This window comes from Enterobacter cloacae complex sp. XAL002 (genome assembly GCF_049236805.1).
Lineage (GTDB): Bacteria > Pseudomonadota > Gammaproteobacteria > Enterobacterales > Enterobacteriaceae > Enterobacter > Enterobacter intestinihominis.
In genome coordinates this window covers 93446-111836 of record NZ_JBMKJN010000017.1, presented here as the reverse complement: position 1 = coordinate 111836, position 18391 = coordinate 93446, and the positions used below count along the sequence as shown (strand labels likewise).

Annotated in this window: 17 protein-coding genes; 8 read left to right on the top strand and 9 right to left on the bottom strand. The window is 52.6% G+C overall.

The annotated features are described in order from the left end of the window. Window positions 1-111: 111 nt before the first annotated feature. Together mobB and mobA are read right to left on the bottom strand one after the other, a co-directional pair. On the bottom strand, window positions 112-615 hold the full coding sequence (gene mobB, locus ACOT0L_RS16840; protein ID WP_421637267.1) for a molybdopterin-guanine dinucleotide biosynthesis protein MobB: 504 nt from the start codon (window positions 613-615) through the stop codon (window positions 112-114). Further along, the gene (gene mobA, locus ACOT0L_RS16835; RefSeq protein WP_058677722.1) at window positions 612-1196 is read right to left on the bottom strand and encodes a molybdenum cofactor guanylyltransferase MobA; all 585 of its coding nucleotides are present in this window, start codon (window positions 1194-1196) and stop codon (window positions 612-614) included. Before mobA ends, mobB begins: the two co-directional genes overlap by 4 nt. 68 nt (window positions 1197-1264) lie before the next feature. Between mobA and ACOT0L_RS16830 the strand changes: the two genes are divergently transcribed. The 3 genes from ACOT0L_RS16830 to dsbA all read left to right on the top strand — a co-directional run bounded on the left by ACOT0L_RS16830 (window position 1265) and on the right by dsbA (window position 3247). Further along, window positions 1265-1534 (top strand): YihD family protein, encoded by a 270-nt coding sequence (locus ACOT0L_RS16830; RefSeq protein WP_003861904.1) that lies wholly within the window; start codon window positions 1265-1267, stop codon window positions 1532-1534. Between the two features lie 75 nt (window positions 1535-1609). Beyond that, window positions 1610-2596, top strand: coding sequence for a serine/threonine protein kinase (locus tag ACOT0L_RS16825; protein WP_022649859.1), 987 nt, complete (start codon window positions 1610-1612; stop codon window positions 2594-2596). A gap of 27 nt (window positions 2597-2623) precedes the next feature. After that, on the top strand, window positions 2624-3247 hold the full coding sequence (dsbA, locus tag ACOT0L_RS16820; RefSeq protein WP_022649858.1) for a thiol:disulfide interchange protein DsbA: 624 nt from the start codon (window positions 2624-2626) through the stop codon (window positions 3245-3247). A 21-nt stretch (window positions 3248-3268) separates the two neighbouring features. Here the strand turns inward: dsbA and ACOT0L_RS16815 are convergent, their stop codons facing one another. Beyond that, a complete protein-coding gene (locus tag ACOT0L_RS16815) occupies window positions 3269-4177 on the bottom strand; it encodes an acyltransferase (protein WP_022649857.1) in 909 nt (302 codons plus the stop codon). A gap of 439 nt (window positions 4178-4616) precedes the next feature. On the opposite strand from ACOT0L_RS16815, the gene polA reads away from it, so the two are divergent. Continuing rightward, window positions 4617-7409 (top strand): DNA polymerase I, encoded by a 2793-nt coding sequence (gene polA / locus ACOT0L_RS16810; protein WP_126503589.1) that lies wholly within the window; start codon window positions 4617-4619, stop codon window positions 7407-7409. A gap of 311 nt (window positions 7410-7720) precedes the next feature. On the opposite strand, the gene yihA is transcribed toward polA, so the two are convergent. Beyond that, complete coding sequence (gene yihA / locus ACOT0L_RS16805; RefSeq protein WP_003861913.1) at window positions 7721-8350, bottom strand: ribosome biogenesis GTP-binding protein YihA/YsxC; 630 nt, start codon at window positions 8348-8350, stop codon at window positions 7721-7723. 191 nt (window positions 8351-8541) lie between these two features. On the opposite strand from yihA, the gene ACOT0L_RS16800 reads away from it, so the two are divergent. From ACOT0L_RS16800 to hemN, 3 genes are all read left to right on the top strand, one after another. After that, window positions 8542-8769, top strand: a complete 228-nt coding sequence (locus ACOT0L_RS16800) for a hypothetical protein (RefSeq protein ID WP_022649855.1) — start codon at window positions 8542-8544, stop codon at window positions 8767-8769. A 161-nt stretch (window positions 8770-8930) separates the two neighbouring features. Further along, window positions 8931-9446, top strand: a complete 516-nt coding sequence (gene yihI / locus ACOT0L_RS16795) for a Der GTPase-activating protein YihI (protein ID WP_022649854.1) — start codon at window positions 8931-8933, stop codon at window positions 9444-9446. A gap of 188 nt (window positions 9447-9634) precedes the next feature. Next, window positions 9635-11008, top strand: coding sequence for an oxygen-independent coproporphyrinogen III oxidase (gene hemN / locus ACOT0L_RS16790; protein ID WP_022649853.1), 1374 nt, complete (start codon window positions 9635-9637; stop codon window positions 11006-11008). 100 nt (window positions 11009-11108) lie between these two features. On the opposite strand, the gene ACOT0L_RS16785 is transcribed toward hemN, so the two are convergent. The 4 genes from ACOT0L_RS16785 to glnA form a co-directional block, all read right to left on the bottom strand. Then, window positions 11109-11219 carry a YshB family small membrane protein gene (locus tag ACOT0L_RS16785; protein ID WP_017382667.1) on the bottom strand — a complete coding sequence of 37 codons (111 nt, stop codon included), beginning with the start codon at window positions 11217-11219 and terminating at the stop codon, window positions 11109-11111. Between the two features lie 111 nt (window positions 11220-11330). Then, window positions 11331-12743 carry a nitrogen regulation protein NR(I) gene (gene glnG / locus ACOT0L_RS16780; protein ID WP_022649852.1) on the bottom strand — a complete coding sequence of 471 codons (1413 nt, stop codon included), beginning with the start codon at window positions 12741-12743 and terminating at the stop codon, window positions 11331-11333. Between the two features lie 11 nt (window positions 12744-12754). After that, window positions 12755-13804 (bottom strand): nitrogen regulation protein NR(II), encoded by a 1050-nt coding sequence (gene glnL / locus ACOT0L_RS16775; protein ID WP_003861923.1) that lies wholly within the window; start codon window positions 13802-13804, stop codon window positions 12755-12757. 167 nt (window positions 13805-13971) lie between these two features. After that, window positions 13972-15381, bottom strand: coding sequence for a glutamate--ammonia ligase (gene glnA, locus ACOT0L_RS16770; protein ID WP_003861925.1), 1410 nt, complete (start codon window positions 15379-15381; stop codon window positions 13972-13974). A 377-nt stretch (window positions 15382-15758) separates the two neighbouring features. Between glnA and typA the strand changes: the two genes are divergently transcribed. Next, window positions 15759-17582, top strand: coding sequence for a ribosome-dependent GTPase TypA (typA, locus tag ACOT0L_RS16765; RefSeq protein WP_022649851.1), 1824 nt, complete (start codon window positions 15759-15761; stop codon window positions 17580-17582). A gap of 79 nt (window positions 17583-17661) precedes the next feature. Here typA and ompL read toward each other — a convergent pair whose 3' ends face one another. Further along, window positions 17662-18348, bottom strand: coding sequence for a porin OmpL (ompL, locus tag ACOT0L_RS16760; RefSeq protein WP_032622016.1), 687 nt, complete (start codon window positions 18346-18348; stop codon window positions 17662-17664). Window positions 18349-18391: the final 43 nt, after the last annotated feature.

Sequence of the window (18391 nt, the reverse complement as noted above, 5' to 3'; positions counted from 1 at the left end):
GAACTGCCAGGCATCAAACAAGTGAAGAGGCCATCCGCAAGGATGGCCTTTTTGCGTTTGTACGTCGAAAAACGATAGGCCGGGTCAGGCGAAGCCGTCACCCGGCAGATCTCAGACTGCACACCACGCCAAAATAAACTCTGCAATCCCCTCCACATTATTCAAATCCAGAACCGGTACTTCCAGCGTCAACGCAGCGTCACTGGCCACAGCAATCACATGTTCATCCAGCGTTAACTCACTTACATCATGCCCGGCACCGTTTCTGAACAGCAGGATCTTCGCAACAGCCTCGTGCTTAAACCCCTCAACCAGCACCAGATCCAGCGTGGAATGATCCATCCGGCTGACAAGATAAGCGAGATCCAGCGGTGCGTCATCCGGAGTTTCTGTCATTAACGCCCAGCGCTGGTTACTCGCCACCATCGTTTGTGCAGCGCCAGCCTTACGCAGCTCATAGCTATCTTTCCCCGGCTTATCGACATCCATGTTATGGTGCGTGTGCTTAATCAATCCGGGACGAATACCTTTAGCGCAAAGTGCAGGTATCAGCTTTTTTAGCAGCGTAGTCTTCCCGGTGCCGCTCCAGGCAGAGATCGCTAATACGGGTATCATTTCTTCTCCTGCATCATCTGCAAATCTTTCGTCGTGTTTACATTCACAAACGCCGATTTCATGTCGCTGAAATCAACGGAATGCCCTCCTGACTGGCGCATAAATACCATGACGCGTCGCTCTCCTGCGGCCAGGTAATCTTCCAGCGCAGATATTAAAGAGCGATTAATCAATGCGATCGTCGGATGGTCGCGTTCGCCGTCGTGTACCCAGACGACGGGAGCACCCTCGCACCGCTGCACCAGACGTTCAACCAGACAGGACGGGATGAAGGGCGTATCACATGAACAAAAGAGAAACCACTCTCCATGCGACTGCTGCATAACGGAAAGCATTCCCGCCAGCGGGCCGGGGTAGTCCACAAGCTTATCCTGATAAACCGGATATCCACTGCGCTGGTAAATATCAACATGTCGGTTAGCGCTGATCGCCATCGACGACACCTGATTTGCCAGGGTATCAGCAACATGCTGCCATAAGGGGGTGTTGTTCAGGAGCTGAAGACCTTTATCTTTTCCGCCCATTCGCGTTGCCCTGCCTCCGGCAAGAACGACCCCGATGATTTCCTGGCATTGATTCACGAATATCGCCTCTTTTATTGTGGGATTGACCCTGCTAACGTGTCTCTCTAAATGAAAGGAGCACTACCATGAAATGTAAACGTCTTAATGAAGTCATTGAGCTTCTCCAGCCGGCCTGGCAAAAAGAGCCAGAGCTGAATCTGATGCAATTTTTACAGAAACTGGCGAAAGAGTCAGGTTTTGATGGCGAACTGGCAGACCTTTCTGATGACATCCTGATCTACCACCTCAAAATGCGTGACTCGGCTAAAGATGCTGTTATTCCTGGTATTCAGAAAGATTATGAAGAGGATTTTAAAACCGCATTACTGCGCGCCCGAGGCGTAATTAAAGAGTAAAAGCTTGTAAGCGGAGCCACCGAAATCGCCACAAGATGATATCCTGAATCATTCGTATAATTTCCGGATGATCGGATGAACGACCAGGCTTTTACTTTCCAGACACTACACCCGGATACCATTATGGATGCGCTGTTCGAGCAGGGTATTCGGGTGGATTCCGGGTTAACCCCTTTAAACAGCTACGAAAACCGTGTCTACCAATTTCAGGACGAAGAGCGCCAGCGCTTTGTCGTAAAGTTTTACCGGCCACAGCGCTGGTCCGCAGAACAAATTCAGGAAGAGCATCAGTTTGCCCACGATCTGCTGGATGACGATGTTCCCGTTGCGGCACCGCTCAAATTTAATAACCAAACGCTGCTGACCCATCAGGGTTTTTACTACGCGGTATTTCCGAGCCTGGGCGGAAGACAGTTTGAGGCAGATAATATCGATCAGATGGAATGGGTTGCCCGTTATCTGGGGCGCATTCATCAGACGGGACGTAAAAAATCGTTTGTTGCCCGACCGACGATTGGTGTTCAGGAATATCTTATTGAGCCGCGAGAGGTATTCGAAACATCGGCGCTGATCCCAAAGGCGCTTAAGGATAATTTCCTCACGGCGACCGATAAGCTTATTGATGCTGTAAAAGCCTGCTGGCGGGATGATATTACCGCTCTACGCCTGCACGGTGACTGCCACGCCGGGAATATTCTCTGGCGCGACGGCCCGCTATTTGTCGATCTTGATGACGCTCGTATGGGACCTGCGGTGCAGGATCTGTGGATGCTGCTCAACGGTGATAAAGCCGAGCAGCGCATGCAGCTTGAGACCATAATTGAAGCTTATGAAGAATTTAGCCCCTTTAATTCAGACGAAATTGCCCTGATAGAGCCTTTACGTGCGATGCGATTTGTTTATTATCTCGCGTGGTTAATCAGGCGTTGGGAAGACCCGGCTTTTCCCCGAAATTTCCCCTGGCTTACCGGGGAGGATTACTGGCGCAACCAGATATCCACATTTACCGAGCAGGTTAAGGTTCTACAGGAACCCCCTCTGCAATTAACGCCGATGTATTAATTGGACACACCCAGGAGAGAGTTAATCATGAAAAAAATTTGGCTGGCGCTGGCTGGTATGATTCTGGCATTTAGCGCAACTGCTGCGCAGTTTACCGACGGCAAGCAGTACATTACGCTGGACAAGCCTGTAGCTGGCGAGCCTCAGGTGCTGGAGTTCTTCTCCTTCTACTGCCCGCACTGCTACGAGTTTGAGCAGGTACTTCATGTTTCTGACAACGTGAAGAAAAAGCTGCCGGAAGGCACCAAAATGACGAAATACCACGTTGAGTTCCTTGGCCCATTGGGTAAAGATCTGACTCAGGCATGGGCGGTTGCGATTGCGCTGGGTGTGGAAGATAAGATCACCGCGCCTATGTTTGAAGCCGTACAGAAAACCCAGACCGTACAAACTACGGCAGATATCCGTAAAGTGTTTGTTGATGCCGGTGTGAAAGGTGAAGACTACGACGCTGCCTGGAACAGTTTTGTGGTGAAATCTCTCGTGGCACAGCAGGAAAAAGCTGCCGCTGACTTCCAGTTGCAGGGCGTGCCGGCGATGTATGTTAACGGTAAATACCAGGTAAATATGCGTGGTATGGACACCACCAGTATGGATATCTTCGTACAACAGTACGCTGATACCGTGAAACACCTGGTTGAGATGAAGTAACAAACATAAAGAAAACGCCGGTCATTGACCGGCGTTTTTGTATGAAGATTTTAACTCCGCTATCTGTTCGTCTTTCTCTTTCCAGAGTGTATTGAGCCAAAGCTGGAAACGACGTTTGAAGTTTTTATCGTTAACGTAATCACCGTGCAGTTCCGTATCGATGGGCAACAGATCAACGCGGACTACGATACGCGTCAGCTTGCCGCTGAGCATATCGTAGAACGGCGTCCTGTCGTTTTCCGGATAGCAGAGCGTTACGTTCAACAATTTATCAAACTGCTCACCCAGCACGTTGAGGGCCATTGCGATACCCGCTGCCTTTGGCGGCAACAGGTGCTGATACGGAGAGCGAGTCTGCTGGCGCTTCTCTTCGGTAAAGCGCGAACCTTCGACGAAATTAACTATGGTGGTGGGATGCGCGCGAAACTTCTCGCAAGAACGGCGCGTAGTTTCCACGTCCATACCGCGGCGTTCCGGATGACGAATCAGATAGCTGCGTGAATAGCGTTTCATAAACGGCATATCCAGCGCCCAGCAGGCCAGACCAATGAAAGGCACCCATGCCAGTTGCTGTTTCAGAAAGTATTTGTTCATCGGAATATGTTTGCGAAACAGCACGCACAATACAACGATGTCGGCCCAGCTGTGATGATTGCAGATCAGCAGATACCAGTTCTTTTTATTCAGCTTCTCGAGGCCCTGAACGTCCCACTTTAACCAGGGGTTCAGATACAACAGGATCGCCAGCCCTTCACACCAGCAGTACATCATAAAATTACAAAAAGCAGACACTGCACGCCATACCGGAGGGACGGGCAGCAGGAGCTTAATTATTCCGGCAACGATGATTGGCACAGAACAGGCGATGGTAACCAGAATAGTTAAAATGACGCTTAGCAATAAGGTTATCGCAGCGAGTATTTTCGACATAATGAATTTTTTCAGATAGTTAGCTGTAATTAAGCAGCCGGCTATCCGGTGCTGGGCGCCGATCTTATCAGATATTGGCCCAGACCAGGGCGCTTTCGCACGAAGAGGCTGCGGCTTTTCCTGCCATGCAGCGAAATTTTCTATATAGACAGGGTGCTTACGTCTTATATCCACATAGACTAAATAACCATCAGCGGGGTGGGATCTTAAGTGATCTAATTTCAACTAATTGATTTTATTTGATAAATAAGTTTTCAGTATCAGTTTTATAGAACTGTTATTCACCTGTATTAAAAATATGCACAAACTTATCCACAGTTTGTTTTTGCGAGCGATCTTCACGATCGCAAAATCTTTTTCTGTATAAAGCGCTAAAACCTGATGTTTTCATCCTTCTGTGGCATCCTTTACCCATAAATTAATTAAAGGCACGGACATTATGGTTCAGATCCCAGAAAACCCACTTATACTCGTCGATGGCTCTTCTTACCTTTATCGGGCGTATCATGCGTTTCCTCCTCTGACCAACAGCGCAGGGGAACCTACCGGCGCAATGTACGGCGTGCTGAATATGCTGCGCAGCCTGATTCTGCAATACCACCCAACCCATGCGGCCGTGGTGTTTGATGCGAAGGGGAAAACCTTCCGCGATGAATTATTTGAGCATTACAAATCTCACCGTCCTCCCATGCCTGACGATCTGCGTGCGCAGATTGAACCGCTGCACGCTATGGTCAAAGCGATGGGGCTGCCTTTGCTGGCTGTCTCGGGCGTTGAGGCTGACGACGTTATTGGCACCCTGGCGCGCGAAGCTGAAAAGGCTGGCCGCTCGGTGCTGATCAGTACCGGTGATAAAGACATGGCGCAGCTGGTAACACCTGGGATCACGCTGATTAATACCATGACCAATACCATTCTTGGCCCGGAAGAAGTGGTTGCCAAATATGGCGTGCCGCCAGAACTCATTATTGATTTCCTCGCCCTGATGGGGGATTCCTCGGATAACATCCCTGGCGTGCCGGGCGTGGGCGAAAAAACAGCTCAGGCACTGCTGCAAGGGTTAGGTGGGTTGGATACGCTGTACGCTGAGTCCGACAAAATTGCCGGACTTACCTTCCGTGGTGCAAAAACCATGGCCGGAAAGCTCGCCGATAACAAAGAGGTGGCTTACCTCTCTTATCAGTTAGCCACCATCAAAACCGACGTCGAGCTGGAGCTTACCTGCGACCAGCTTGAAGTGCAGGAACCCGCCGCTGAAGAACTGCTTGGCCTGTTCAGAAAATACGAATTTAAACGCTGGACCACGGATGTCGAAGCCGGGAAATGGCTTCAGGCGAAAGGGGCAAAAGCTGCGGCGAAGCCGAAAGAAACTATCGTTGTCGATGCCGAAGAGCAGGCAGAAGAAGAAGCGGCAGCGCTCTCATTCGATAACTATGAAACCATCCTTGAAGAGTCGCAGCTCGTCGCCTGGATTGAAAAGCTGAAAAAAGCACCGGTATTTGCGTTCGATACCGAAACGGACAGTCTCGATAACATATCTGCCAATATGGTAGGTCTGTCATTCGCGACGGAGCCGGGTATGGCAGCCTATGTTCCGGTAGCGCATGACTATCTGGATGCGCCGGAGCAGATCTCGCGCGAGCGCGCCTTAGAACTGCTGAAGCCGATTCTGGAAGACGAGAAAGCGCTGAAGGTCGGGCAAAACCTGAAGTACGACCGCGGTATTCTGCAAAACTACGGCATTGAGCTACGTGGTATCGCTTTTGACACCATGCTGGAATCTTACATTCTGGACAGCGTGGCGGGCCGCCATGATATGGATTCCTTATCCGATCGTTGGCTGAAACACAAAACCATCACCTTTGAAGAAATTGCCGGTAAGGGCAAAAATCAGCTGACCTTTAACCAGATCGCGCTGGAAGAAGCAGGCCGCTACGCCGCGGAAGACGCTGACGTCACGCTACAGCTGCATCTCAAAATGTGGCCGAAATTGCAGAAGCACGAAGGGCCGCTGAATGTTTTCCAAAACATTGAGATGCCGCTGGTGCCTGTGCTGTCCCGCATTGAGCGTAACGGCGTCAAAATCGACCCAACGGTGCTGCATAATCACTCTGGCGAGCTGGCGCAGCGCCTGACCGAGCTTGAACAGAAAGCGCATGAGCTTGCTGGAGAGGCATTTAATTTGTCGTCACCGAAACAGCTGCAAACCATCCTGTTTGAAAAGCAGGGTATTAAACCGCTGAAGAAAACGCCGGGCGGCGCGCCTTCAACCTCTGAAGAGGTGCTGGAAGAGCTGGCGCTGGACTATCCGCTGCCAAAAGTTATCCTGCAGTACCGTGGTCTGGCGAAGCTGAAATCGACCTATACCGACAAACTGCCGTTGATGATTAACCCTAAAACGGGCCGCGTACACACTTCCTATCACCAGGCTGTAGCGGCGACCGGGCGACTTTCGTCAACCGATCCTAACCTGCAAAACATTCCGGTGCGTAATGAAGAGGGCCGCCGTATACGCCAGGCTTTCATTGCGCCAGAGGATTATCTGATTGTCTCCGCAGACTACTCGCAAATCGAACTGCGTATTATGGCGCACCTGTCGCGTGACAAAGGCCTGCTGACGGCATTTGCCGAAGGGAAGGATATCCACCGGGCGACAGCTGCCGAAGTGTTTGGCCTGCCGCTGGACAGCGTGACAAACGAACAGCGTCGTAGCGCAAAAGCGATTAACTTTGGCCTTATTTACGGCATGAGCGCATTTGGCCTATCACGCCAGCTCAACATTCCGCGTAAAGAGTCGCAGAAGTATATGGATCTCTACTTTGAGCGCTATCCGGGCGTGCTGGAATATATGGAGCGTACCCGCGCGCAGGCGAAAGAGAAAGGCTACGTTGAAACGCTGGATGGCCGTCGTCTTTACCTTCCGGACATCAAATCCAGCAACGCCGCGCGCCGTGCTGGCGCTGAACGTGCTGCTATCAATGCCCCGATGCAGGGCACTGCGGCAGATATCATCAAACGCGCGATGATCGCCGTTGATGCCTGGCTGGAAAAAGAGAAACCGCGCGTGAAAATGATCATGCAGGTACACGATGAACTGGTATTTGAAGTCCATAAAGACGACCTGGAAAAGGTCTCTCAGAAGATCCATGAACTGATGGAAAACAGCATGAAGCTGGACGTTCCGTTGCTGGTGGAAGTGGGTAGCGGCGAAAACTGGGATCAGGCTCACTAAGCGTTATCGGAATAACGCGCGTTTTATGTAAGTAAGCAACATAAGTACGCGCGTTTTGTGACGATCATTAGAATTCCCTATGTAAAGAATGAAAAAAAACTACAAAAAGTGCTTTTTCAAGAGACAAAAAAAGAGTAGAGTTAACGACGTAGGGTACAGAGGTAAGATGTTCTATCTTTCAGACCTTTTACTTCACGTAATCGGATTTGGCTGAATATTTTAGCCGCCCCAGTCAGTAATGACTGGGGCGTTTTTTATTGCGGGAAGGAAAGTTTCGGGCGAAAAAAACGCGGTCATCGCCGCGCCTGTTGTTACTCTGCTTCCGCTTCTGTCGCCGGTTCCAGATCGTTAAACCAGCTGTCTAGCTTCTGTCGCAGTTTGTCCACACCCTGCTTTTTCAGCGAGGAGAACGGTTCAACCTGTACATCACCGTTGAATGCCAGCACCGCTTCACGCACCTTGTTCACCTGCGCCTTGCGCGCGCCGCTCGCCAGCTTATCCGCTTTTGTCAGCAGCACCAGCACCGCAATATCGCTTGCCACCGCCCAGTCAATCATCTGCTGGTCGAGATCTTTTAGCGGGTGTCGAATATCCATCAGCACCACCAGACCTTTCAGACACATGCGTTTTTCCAGGTATTCACCCAGCGCACGCTGCCATTTGATCTTCATCTCTTCCGGTACCTGCGCGTAACCGTAGCCCGGTAAATCGACCAGGCGTTTGCCTTCAGCCACTTCAAACAGGTTAATCAGCTGAGTACGGCCAGGTGTTTTTGATGTACGCGCCAGGTTTTTCTGATTGGTCAGCGTATTCAGGGCGCTTGATTTTCCCGCATTGGAGCGGCCAGCAAATGCCACTTCAATCCCTGTGTCTGAGGGCAGGTGGCGAATATCGGGCGCACTGGTGACAAAATGCGTCTGTTGGTAGTTCCAGGTAGTCACGTGGTCGTCTCCAAAAATCGTAATCTGCGGGGGATTATACCTGAATGCGGGCGAAAGGCTTTTCCCTTCGTCATTGACGTGTAAGTGAAAGCCCTACGGAATGTAAGAGATCTGCCCTTAAGCGTATGAGAAATTTAAGAGAAATCGCAGGCGCTAAAAAACTCAAAATATTAAAATTCAAAGAGTTATTAATGAGTAATTATCTGAAAATCCGGTTTAGTACCTTTTCGTTGCTTGTTAGTTTAAGAGAACAAGGTAAAGTGTGCGTCAAGGCGAGGATGCCAGCAGGAAAACGACTTAAGGATAAGGGTCAGGAGCGCCAGGAGGCGAAGACTCAGGATTGTCAGGACGACCGGCGCCTGGAGGCGTTTTTAACAGGAAACGGAACCGTATCACGGACGGTAGTAGCCAAGGGATAAACAGGGTTTGTTGAAGGCAAACAGGGAATGTCTGACCCGTTAAGGGTTGTGAGTCAGGAAAAAAGGCGACAGATTGCTCTGTCGCCTTTTTTCTTTGCTTGCTTTCTGCTAGATTTCGCCGCAATTCTATACTGAAGAAAACGACTTAAAGATAAAACATCATGAAAAAACCGACCTCCGCTGCGGGCGCGAAACGCCCTGCAAAAGCACGCCGCAAAACGCGCGAAGAACTGAATCAGGAAGCGCGCGATCGCAAACGCGATAAAAAGCATCGTGGCCATACTGCGGGTAGCCGTGCTAACGGTGGCGGTGCCGCAGGCGCTTCTGCAAAAGGCAAACAGCAGAAAGATCCTCGTATCGGCAGTAAAACTCCCATTCCACTGGGCGTGACAGACACGCCGGTCACTAAGCAGCACAAACCAAAGAGCGAGAAACCTATGCTTTCACCGCAGGCTGAGCTGGATATGCTGGAGAACGATGAGCGCCTGGATGCGCTGCTGGAACGTCTTGAAGAGGGTGAAACCCTGACCGCTGAAGAGCAGTCCTGGGTAGATGCCAAACTGGATCGCATTGATGAACTGATGCAGAAGCTGGGTCTGTCCTACGATGATGAAGAAGACGAAGAGGAAGACGAAAAGCAGGAAGATATGATGCGTCTGCTGAAAGGTGGAAACTAACATTTGCACCCGGCAGGTACACTCGTCCTGCTTATAACCCTTCCGGTTATATGTTATCTGGTGTGGTTATTCGTTAAACTACGGCGGTTGTCGCGGCGACAGAAGTGGCTGCGCACCCGAATGATGGCCCGCAACGGGACCAGAACGGGCCGCCGTATACGAACGCGACACCAACGGAAGGAGTGAGCATGTCTGTACCATCTATCGACTGGGATTTGGCCCTGATCCAGAAATATAACTATTCCGGGCCGCGTTATACCTCATACCCCACCGCGCTGGAGTTTTCTGACGCTTTCGGCGAGGCGGATTTTCAGCATGCTGTGGCGCGCTATCCCGAGCGCCCGCTGTCGCTCTACGTCCATATTCCGTTCTGCCACAAGCTCTGCTACTTCTGCGGCTGCAATAAAATCGTTACCCGCCAGCAGCACAAAGCCGATCAATACCTCGATGCGCTTGAACAGGAAATTCTGCACCGCGCACCGCTGTTTAAAGGCCGTCACGTCAGCCAGCTTCACTGGGGCGGCGGTACGCCAACCTATCTGAATAAAGCGCAGATCAGCCGCCTGATGGCGCTACTGCGCGGCAATTTCAGTTTTAACGACGACGCTGAAATTTCGATCGAGGTCGATCCGCGTGAAATCGAGCTGGATGTGCTGGATCATTTACGCGCCGAAGGCTTCAACCGCCTGAGTATGGGTGTACAAGACTTCAACAAAGAAGTACAGCGCCTGGTCAACCGCGAGCAGGATGAAGCGTTTATCTTTGCCTTACTCAACCATGCGCGTGAAATCGGCTTTACCTCAACGAATATAGACCTGATTTATGGCCTGCCGAAGCAGACGCCGGAGAGCTTCGCCTACACGCTTAAACGCGTGGCTGAGCTCAACCCGGACCGTCTGAGCGTCTTTAACTATGCGCACCTGCCGACGCTGTTCGCCGCGCAGCGCAAAATCAAAGATGCGGATCTGCCTTCCGCCCAGCAGAAGCTGGACATTTTGCAGGAGACCATCGCCTCGCTGACCGAAACCGGCTATCAGTTTATCGGGATGGATCACTTTGCCCGCCCTGACGACGAACTGGCGATTGCCCAGCGCGAAGGTGTTCTCCACCGTAACTTCCAGGGATACACCACCCAGGGAGATACCGATCTGCTCGGAATGGGTGTCTCCGCTATCAGCATGATTGGCGACTGCTACGCCCAGAACCAAAAAGAGCTGAAGCTGTATTACCAGCAGGTTGATGAAACGGGCAACGCGCTGTGGCGCGGCATTGCGTTAACGCGCGACGACTGCATCCGTCGTGATGTGATTAAGGCGCTTATCTGCAACTTTCGTCTCGAATTCCGCGAGGTGGAGTCGCAATGGGATCTGCAATTCAGCGATTACTTTGCCGAAGACCTGAAGCTTCTGGCGCCGCTGGCGAAGGACGGGCTGGTGGATGTGTCGGAGAGCGCGGTGGTCGTCACGCCGAAGGGGCGTCTGTTGATTCGTAATATCTGCATGTGCTTCGATGCCTATCTGCGCCAGAAAGCGCGTTTACAGCAGTTCTCGCGCGTGATTTAAGTTGCAATGCCGGGAGGCGCTTCGCTTACCCGGCCTACAACTCGCAACTATGTAGGCCGGGTAAGGCGAAGCCGCCACCCGGCTTTTCATCGACAGCTCGTTAGCTAAACAGCCCAACCAGTGCCGCACACAATACCGCCGCAACGGCAGTTTGTGGCGTGTGGCTTTCTGCTGCACCGCTCGAAAGCAAGGTCACTAATGATTCCAGCATGATGCACCCCTCCAGTTTCCGGGCACGATCATACAAAACTCATCGGAACAGTAAAGCGCAAAATAACGGCACTTTGCGCTCAATTAGTAACCTTTACACAGCGGAGTAAGATCACTCCATTCCCAGCTCTTTCAGCTTGCGCGTCAGGGTGTTTCGACCCCATCCCAACAGGCGAGCCGCTTCCTGTTTGTGGCCCTGGGTATGACGAAGCGCGGTGGTCAACAGCGTGCGCTCCATTTCAGGCTGGGCTTCAGAGAGCAAGTTTTGATGACCGGAACGCAGCGCGCGATCTGCCCACTGCGCCAGCAGCGTCGCCCAGCTATCCGGCAACGTATGTCCTGCGGTGCTCTCGGGCACGGTGGCTTCAAACAGTTCTGCCGGTAAATCCTGAATCAGCACTTCCTGGCCGGCGGCCATCACCGTCAGCCAGCGACAGGTGTTTTCCAGCTGACGCACGTTGCCCGGCCACGCCAGACGGGTGAGGGCGGCATCCGTTTCCGGATGAAGCTGCTTGGCTTCCACGCCCAGCTCGCGGGCCGCCACCTGCAGGAAATGGCGCGCCAGACGCGGGATATCTTCCCGACGCTCGCGCAGCGGCGGCAGGTGGACGCGGATCACGTTCAGACGATGGAATAAATCCTCACGGAATTTCCCCTCCTGTACGCGCAGCTCCAGGTTCTGGTGCGTCGCGGCGATAATGCGTACGTCCACCTTCACCGGCGCATACCCGCCCACGCGGTAAAACTGTCCATCTGCCAGCACGCGCAACAGTCGGGTCTGTACATCCAGCGGCATATCGCCGATTTCATCCAGGAAAAGCGTGCCGCCGTCAGCCTGTTCAAAGCGTCCCTGACGAATGGTATTGGCTCCGGTAAACGCCCCTTTTTCGTGGCCGAACAGCTCAGATTCAATTAAATCCTTAGGGATCGCTGCCATGTTCAGGGCGATAAAGGGGGCTTTCGCCCGCGGGCTGTGGCGATGCAGGGCGTGTGCGACCAATTCTTTACCGGTCCCTGATTCACCGTTAATCAAGACGCTGATAGACGAACGCGACAGACGCCCGATGATGCGAAACACGTCCTGCATGGCCGGCGCTTCACCGATGATGTCCGTCGTCGGTCCAAAGTCGGGGGCATTGCGGGGCTGCTGTTGCTCCTGATAGTGGCTGATAGCGCGCTCAACCAGCGCAACGGCTTCGTCGATATCAAACGGTTTTGGCAGGTAATCAAACGCGCCCTGCTGGTACGCGCTGACGGCAGCATCCAGGTCGGAGTGGGCGGTCATTATGATGACCGGAAGCATAGGGTGGCGCTGTTTGATCTGCTTTAAGAGCGCCAGTCCGTCCATTCCCGGCATGCGAATATCCGAGAGCAGAACGTCCGGCGTTTTGGTGGTGAGTGCGTCGAGCACCTCGCTGCCACTCTCAAACGTCGTGCAGCTTAATCCCGCTCCTGTGAGCGCGCGTTCAAGCACCCAACGGATGGAGCTATCGTCATCGACTACCCAGACTATCCCTCGTTGCATAAACGTCACCTTTATTTTTTAATCGGCAGGAAAACCGAAAACTCGGTATGTCCCGGCCAACTGGTAAATTCAATTTTGCCGGAGTGTTGGTCAATCAAATTTCGGGCTATGGATAACCCCAGCCCGGTGCCGCCTTCGCGACCGCTGACCATCGGGTAGAACAGGGTGTCCTGGAGATGCGGCGGGATCCCCGGTCCGTTATCTTCCACATCAATACGTGCTGCCAGACGATAACGTACGCCGTGCAGCGTCAACTGGAACGCGGTGCGGGTACGCAGAATAATTTCGCCACCCTCCGGGCCCAGCGCCTGCAACGCGTTACGCACAATGTTCAACAGCACCTGTTCAATCTGGTCCGGATCGTGCGCCAGCTCCGGCAGGCTTGGGTCATAGTCACGCACCAGCGTGACGTTATCCGGCAGCTCCATCGAGACGAGTTTCACCACCCGCTCCGCGACCTTGTGAATGCTTTCTGAAACGTGCATCCCTGGCTGCTGCGGCCCGAGCAGGCGATCGACCAGATTACGCAGACGGTCCGCCTGCTCAATAATGACGTTGGTATACTCCGCCAGGGCAGGGTCAGGCAGCGCTTTGGTCAGAAGCTGTGCCGCACCGCGTAAGCCGCCCAGCGGGTTTTTGATCTCATGGGCCAGCCCGCGAACCAGGTCGCGCGCCGCAATCTGCTGCGCATGCTGAAGCTGCTCCTGGCTGAGACGACGCTGGTTATCCATCGGCGCCATTTCCAGCAGAATCATGCCATCTGGCAGACGCTGTGCGGTGAGGGACAAAATATGCGAGCGTCCGTCAATCACCAGCGTCACTTCGTTATCGGTGAAGCCCTGACCCGCCTGCAAACTCTCCTGCATCAGGCCAATATTCAGCGAGAAATAGCTCAGCAGTTCCGGCAGCGGCGTGCCAAATAGTTTACGGGCGCTTTGGGCGAGCAGCTGCTGCGCCGCCGGGTTGGCGTAATGCACCGCCAGCTCGTCGTCGACCAGCAAAATACTGTTAATTAAAGAATTGAGGATCTGCCCAGCATCGGGCAGCGTGCCAGTTGCCATTCAGCAGTCTCCTGGAGTCGTTGCACTATTATAGTGCAGTATAGCGTTTTAGAGGTAAAAAGCGCGTGAGATCAGGTTGTTGGTGGAGAAAAAAGCCCATCCGAAGATGGGCTAAAGTTTCCACGGCAACGACTCCCGACGCGTATGCGCCGGGTAAAACAAATCAATTAAACGCTGTAGTACAGTTCGAACTCAACCGGGTGCGGCGTCATGCGAACGCGGTCGTTTTCTTCGGTACGCAGCGCGATGTAAGCGTCGATAGCTTCATCGGTGAACACGCCGCCAGCGGTCAGGAACTCGCGGTCTGCGTCCAGCGCCTGGAGGGCTTCTTCCAGAGAGCCGGCAACCTGTGGGATCTCTTTCGCTTCTTCTGGCGGCAGGTCGTACAGGTTTTTGTCCATGGCTTCGCCCGGGTGGATCTTGTTCTTGATACCGTCCAGACCGGCCATCAGCAGTGCTGCGAAGCACAGGTATGGGTTAGCCGCCGGGTCCGGGAAGCGCACTTCGATACGACGCGCTTTCGGAGACGCAACCACCGGGATACGGATAGAAGCAGAACGGTTACGGGCAGAGTACGCCAGCATTACTGGTGCTTCGTAGCCAGGGACCAGACGCTTGTAGGAGTTAGTGGTTGGGTTCGCCAGGGCGTTGATCGCTTTAGCGTGTTTGATAACACCACCGATGTAGTGCAGCGCCTGCTCGGACAGACCCGCGTACTTGTCGCCAGAGAACAGGTTAGTGCCGTTCTTGGACAGGGACATGTGGCAGTGCATGCCGGAACCGTTGTCGCCAAACATTGGTTTTGGCATGAAGGTCGCGGTTTTACCGAAACGGTGCGCAACGTTGTGTACAACGTATTTGTAGATCTGAATCTCATCCGCTTTTTTGGTCATGGTGTTGAAGCGGGTAGCGATCTCGTTCTGGCCAGCCGTTGCCACTTCGTGGTGGTGCGCTTCAACAACCAGGCCCATCTCTTCCATGATCAGACACATGGTAGAACGGATGTCCTGAGAAGAATCGACCGGAGGAACCGGGAAGTAACCGCCTTTCACGCCCGGACGGTGACCTTTGTTACCACCTTCGTACTTGGTGGAAGAGTTCCATGCGCCTTCGATGTCATCGATAGCGACGTGGGAACCAGAAATGGAAGCACCAAAACGGATGTCGTCGAACAGGAAGAACTCTGGCTCTGGCCCGAACAGAACGGTGTCTGCAATACCGGTAGAACGCAGGTACTCTTCAGCGCGTTTTGCGATGGAGCGTGGGTCACGGTCATAGCCTTGCAGCGTGCCAGGTTCCAGGATATCGCAGCGGATGATCAGCGTAGGTTCTTCGTAGAACGGGTCAATGAGCGCAGTGGTTGCATCTGGCATCAGAACCATGTCGGATTCGTTAATGCCTTTCCAGCCGCCAATGGAGGAGCCGTCAAACATTTTGCCTTCTTCAAAGAATTCGGCGTTCACCTGATGAGCAGGGATCGTGACGTGCTGTTCTTTACCTTTGGTATCGGTGAAGCGCAGATCAACAAACTTCACTTCATGTTCGTTCAGCATCGTCAAAACGTGTTCAGCGGACATACTTAACTCTCCAGATTGGTCATTGTCGTCGTGGTAACGAGGTCTTCAAATCGGCTGGGCTGCCATATTTTTACTGTATTTCTGTAAAGCGAAATCTGTGCCAACTTTTAAAACACCCCAAAAAGGCGTTATCATGCGCACCATAGTGCAGAAGGGCTGCACCACATTGGATTCGTTGCACCATTATAGTGCTTCAGTGTGAACATTGAGCACCATATTGGTGCAATTTACGTTAAAGTGCCCTTTTACCGCTCCGTGAAAGCGATCACAAAGCATCTCTGCAATACTTGTTTGCGGGGGATGTTTGTGATCCTGTTTTGTAGTGCGATTAATCCGTGTACAATAACGCGCTATTTCTAAATGCCTGAGGCAAAGTTGTGATCGAAAAATTGCGTAATATCGCCATCATCGCGCACGTCGACCATGGTAAAACTACCCTGGTTGACAAGCTGCTACAGCAGTCCGGTACGTTTGATGCTCGTGCCGAAACTCAAGAGCGTGTGATGGACTCCAACGATTTGGAGAAAGAGCGTGGGATTACCATCCTCGCCAAAAACACCGCTATCAAATGGAATGACTACCGTATCAACATCGTTGATACCCCAGGGCACGCCGACTTCGGTGGTGAAGTTGAGCGCGTGATGTCCATGGTGGATTCCGTGCTGCTGGTGGTTGACGCATTTGATGGCCCTATGCCGCAAACGCGCTTCGTGACCAAAAAAGCATTTGCCCACGGCCTGAAACCTATCGTTGTGATCAACAAGGTTGACCGTCCTGGCGCGCGTCCTGACTGGGTTGTTGACCAGGTCTTCGACCTGTTCGTTAACCTCGACGCGACTGACGAACAGCTGGACTTCCCTATCGTTTATGCGTCTGCGCTGAACGGTATCGCCGGTCTGGATCACGAAGACATGGCGGAAGACATGACTCCGCTGTACCAGACGATTGTTGACCGCGTTCCTGCGCCAAACGTTGACCTGGAAGGCACCCTGCAAATGCAGATCTCCCAGCTCGACTACAACAACTATGTTGGCGTAATCGGCATTGGTCGTATCAAGCGCGGTAAAGTGAAGCCTAACCAGCAGGTCACTATCATCGATAGCGAAGGCAAAACCCGTAACGGTAAAGTCGGTAAAGTACTGACTCACCTGGGTCTTGAGCGTATCGAGAGCGACATCGCTGAAGCGGGCGACATCATCGCTATCACCGGTCTGGGTGAACTGAACATCTCCGATACCATCTGCGATCCGCAGAACGTCGAAGCGCTGCCAGCCCTGTCCGTTGATGAACCAACCGTATCCATGTTCTTCAACGTCAACACCTCTCCGTTCTGTGGTAAAGAAGGTAAGTTCGTTACCTCTCGTCAGATCCTTGACCGCCTGAACAAAGAGCTGGTGCACAACGTTGCGCTGCGCGTTGAAGAAACCGAAGACGCTGATGCATTCCGCGTTTCCGGTCGTGGTGAGCTGCACCTGTCTGTTCTGATTGAGAACATGCGTCGTGAAGGTTTCGAGATGGCGGTATCCCGTCCGAAAGTTATCTTCCGCGAAATCGATGGCCGTAAACAAGAGCCGTTCGAAAACGTCACGCTGGACGTTGAAGAGCAGCACCAGGGTTCTGTCATGCAGGCACTGGGTGAGCGTAAAGGCGACCTGAAAAACATGAATCCAGATGGCAAAGGCCGCGTACGTCTCGACTACGTGATCCCAAGCCGTGGCCTGATCGGCTTCCGTTCTGAGTTCATGACCATGACCTCCGGTACCGGCCTGCTGTACTCCACCTTCAGCCACTATGACGACATCCGTCCTGGCGAAGTGGGCCAGCGTAACAACGGCGTACTGATCTCCAACGGTCAGGGTAAAGCGGTTGCGTTTGCGCTGTTCGGTCTGCAGGATCGCGGTAAGCTGTTCCTGGGTCACGGTGCTGAAGTTTACGAAGGCCAGATCATCGGTATTCACAGCCGTTCTAACGACCTGACGGTAAACTGCCTGACCGGTAAGAAACTGACCAACATGCGTGCGTCCGGTACTGACGAAGCGACGGTTCTGGTTCCACCGATCAAGATGACGCTGGAGCAGGCTCTGGAATTCATCGATGATGACGAACTGGTAGAAGTGACGCCTCAGTCAATTCGTATCCGTAAACGTCACCTGACCGAGAACGATCGTAAACGTGCTATGCGCGGTGCGAAAGAAGAGTAATTCGGTTATGCCGTAGGCCGGGTAAAGCGCAAGCGCCACCCGGCAACGAAAAGCCGCTGAGCGATCAGCGGCTTTTTTATTAGAAGGAATAACGTAACCCTAACCGAATCCGGTACTGCTCGCGGTTGTAATCATTCCATCGGTCCAGCCACTGGAGTTCGAAGTACGGCAGCCAGTTTCTGTCGATTTTATAGCTGAACTTGTTGGTAATTTCCCAGTGATGATCTTTGCCATTTTTGCTGTGGTAATCATTCACCCGCTGGAAAAAGTGCGGCTCAAAGGTGTAGAAAAACGCATCCGTCACTTTGAAATTCCAGTAGTTGGCGAATTCGTGCGTGTCGTTTTTATCCATCTGTCCGTTATAGTCCGGCGTATCGTAATTGTTATGGTTATAGCGATAGCGGAACGTCAGATTAAACCAGTCCGTAAATTTATAGTTAGTATCTAAATAGAGTGCTCCACCCGATCCTGCGCTGCTGTCGTTAATTAACCCGCCGGGCTGGAAGGTGAGTTTGTCGGTCGGTTTGAAGAGCGGATACCAACCCTCGATTTCGTTATAGCTGTGCTTCAGTTCGTCCCATTTCCCCACGTTATAAGCGTTGGTGAACATCAGCCCCGCGCCCATATCGAAGTTATAGCCCGCACGCAGGATCACCTCGTGCAGCTCAGAGGCCGTATTGTACGCTTCGCGCGTTTCGACATAGGCCCCGGCAAAAACCGGGCAGGACACAGACGACACGATCAGTACGGTGATGATTCTATTCATAATTTGTCCATGTATCAGGTACAGAAAGGCCTCCCTCCTGATT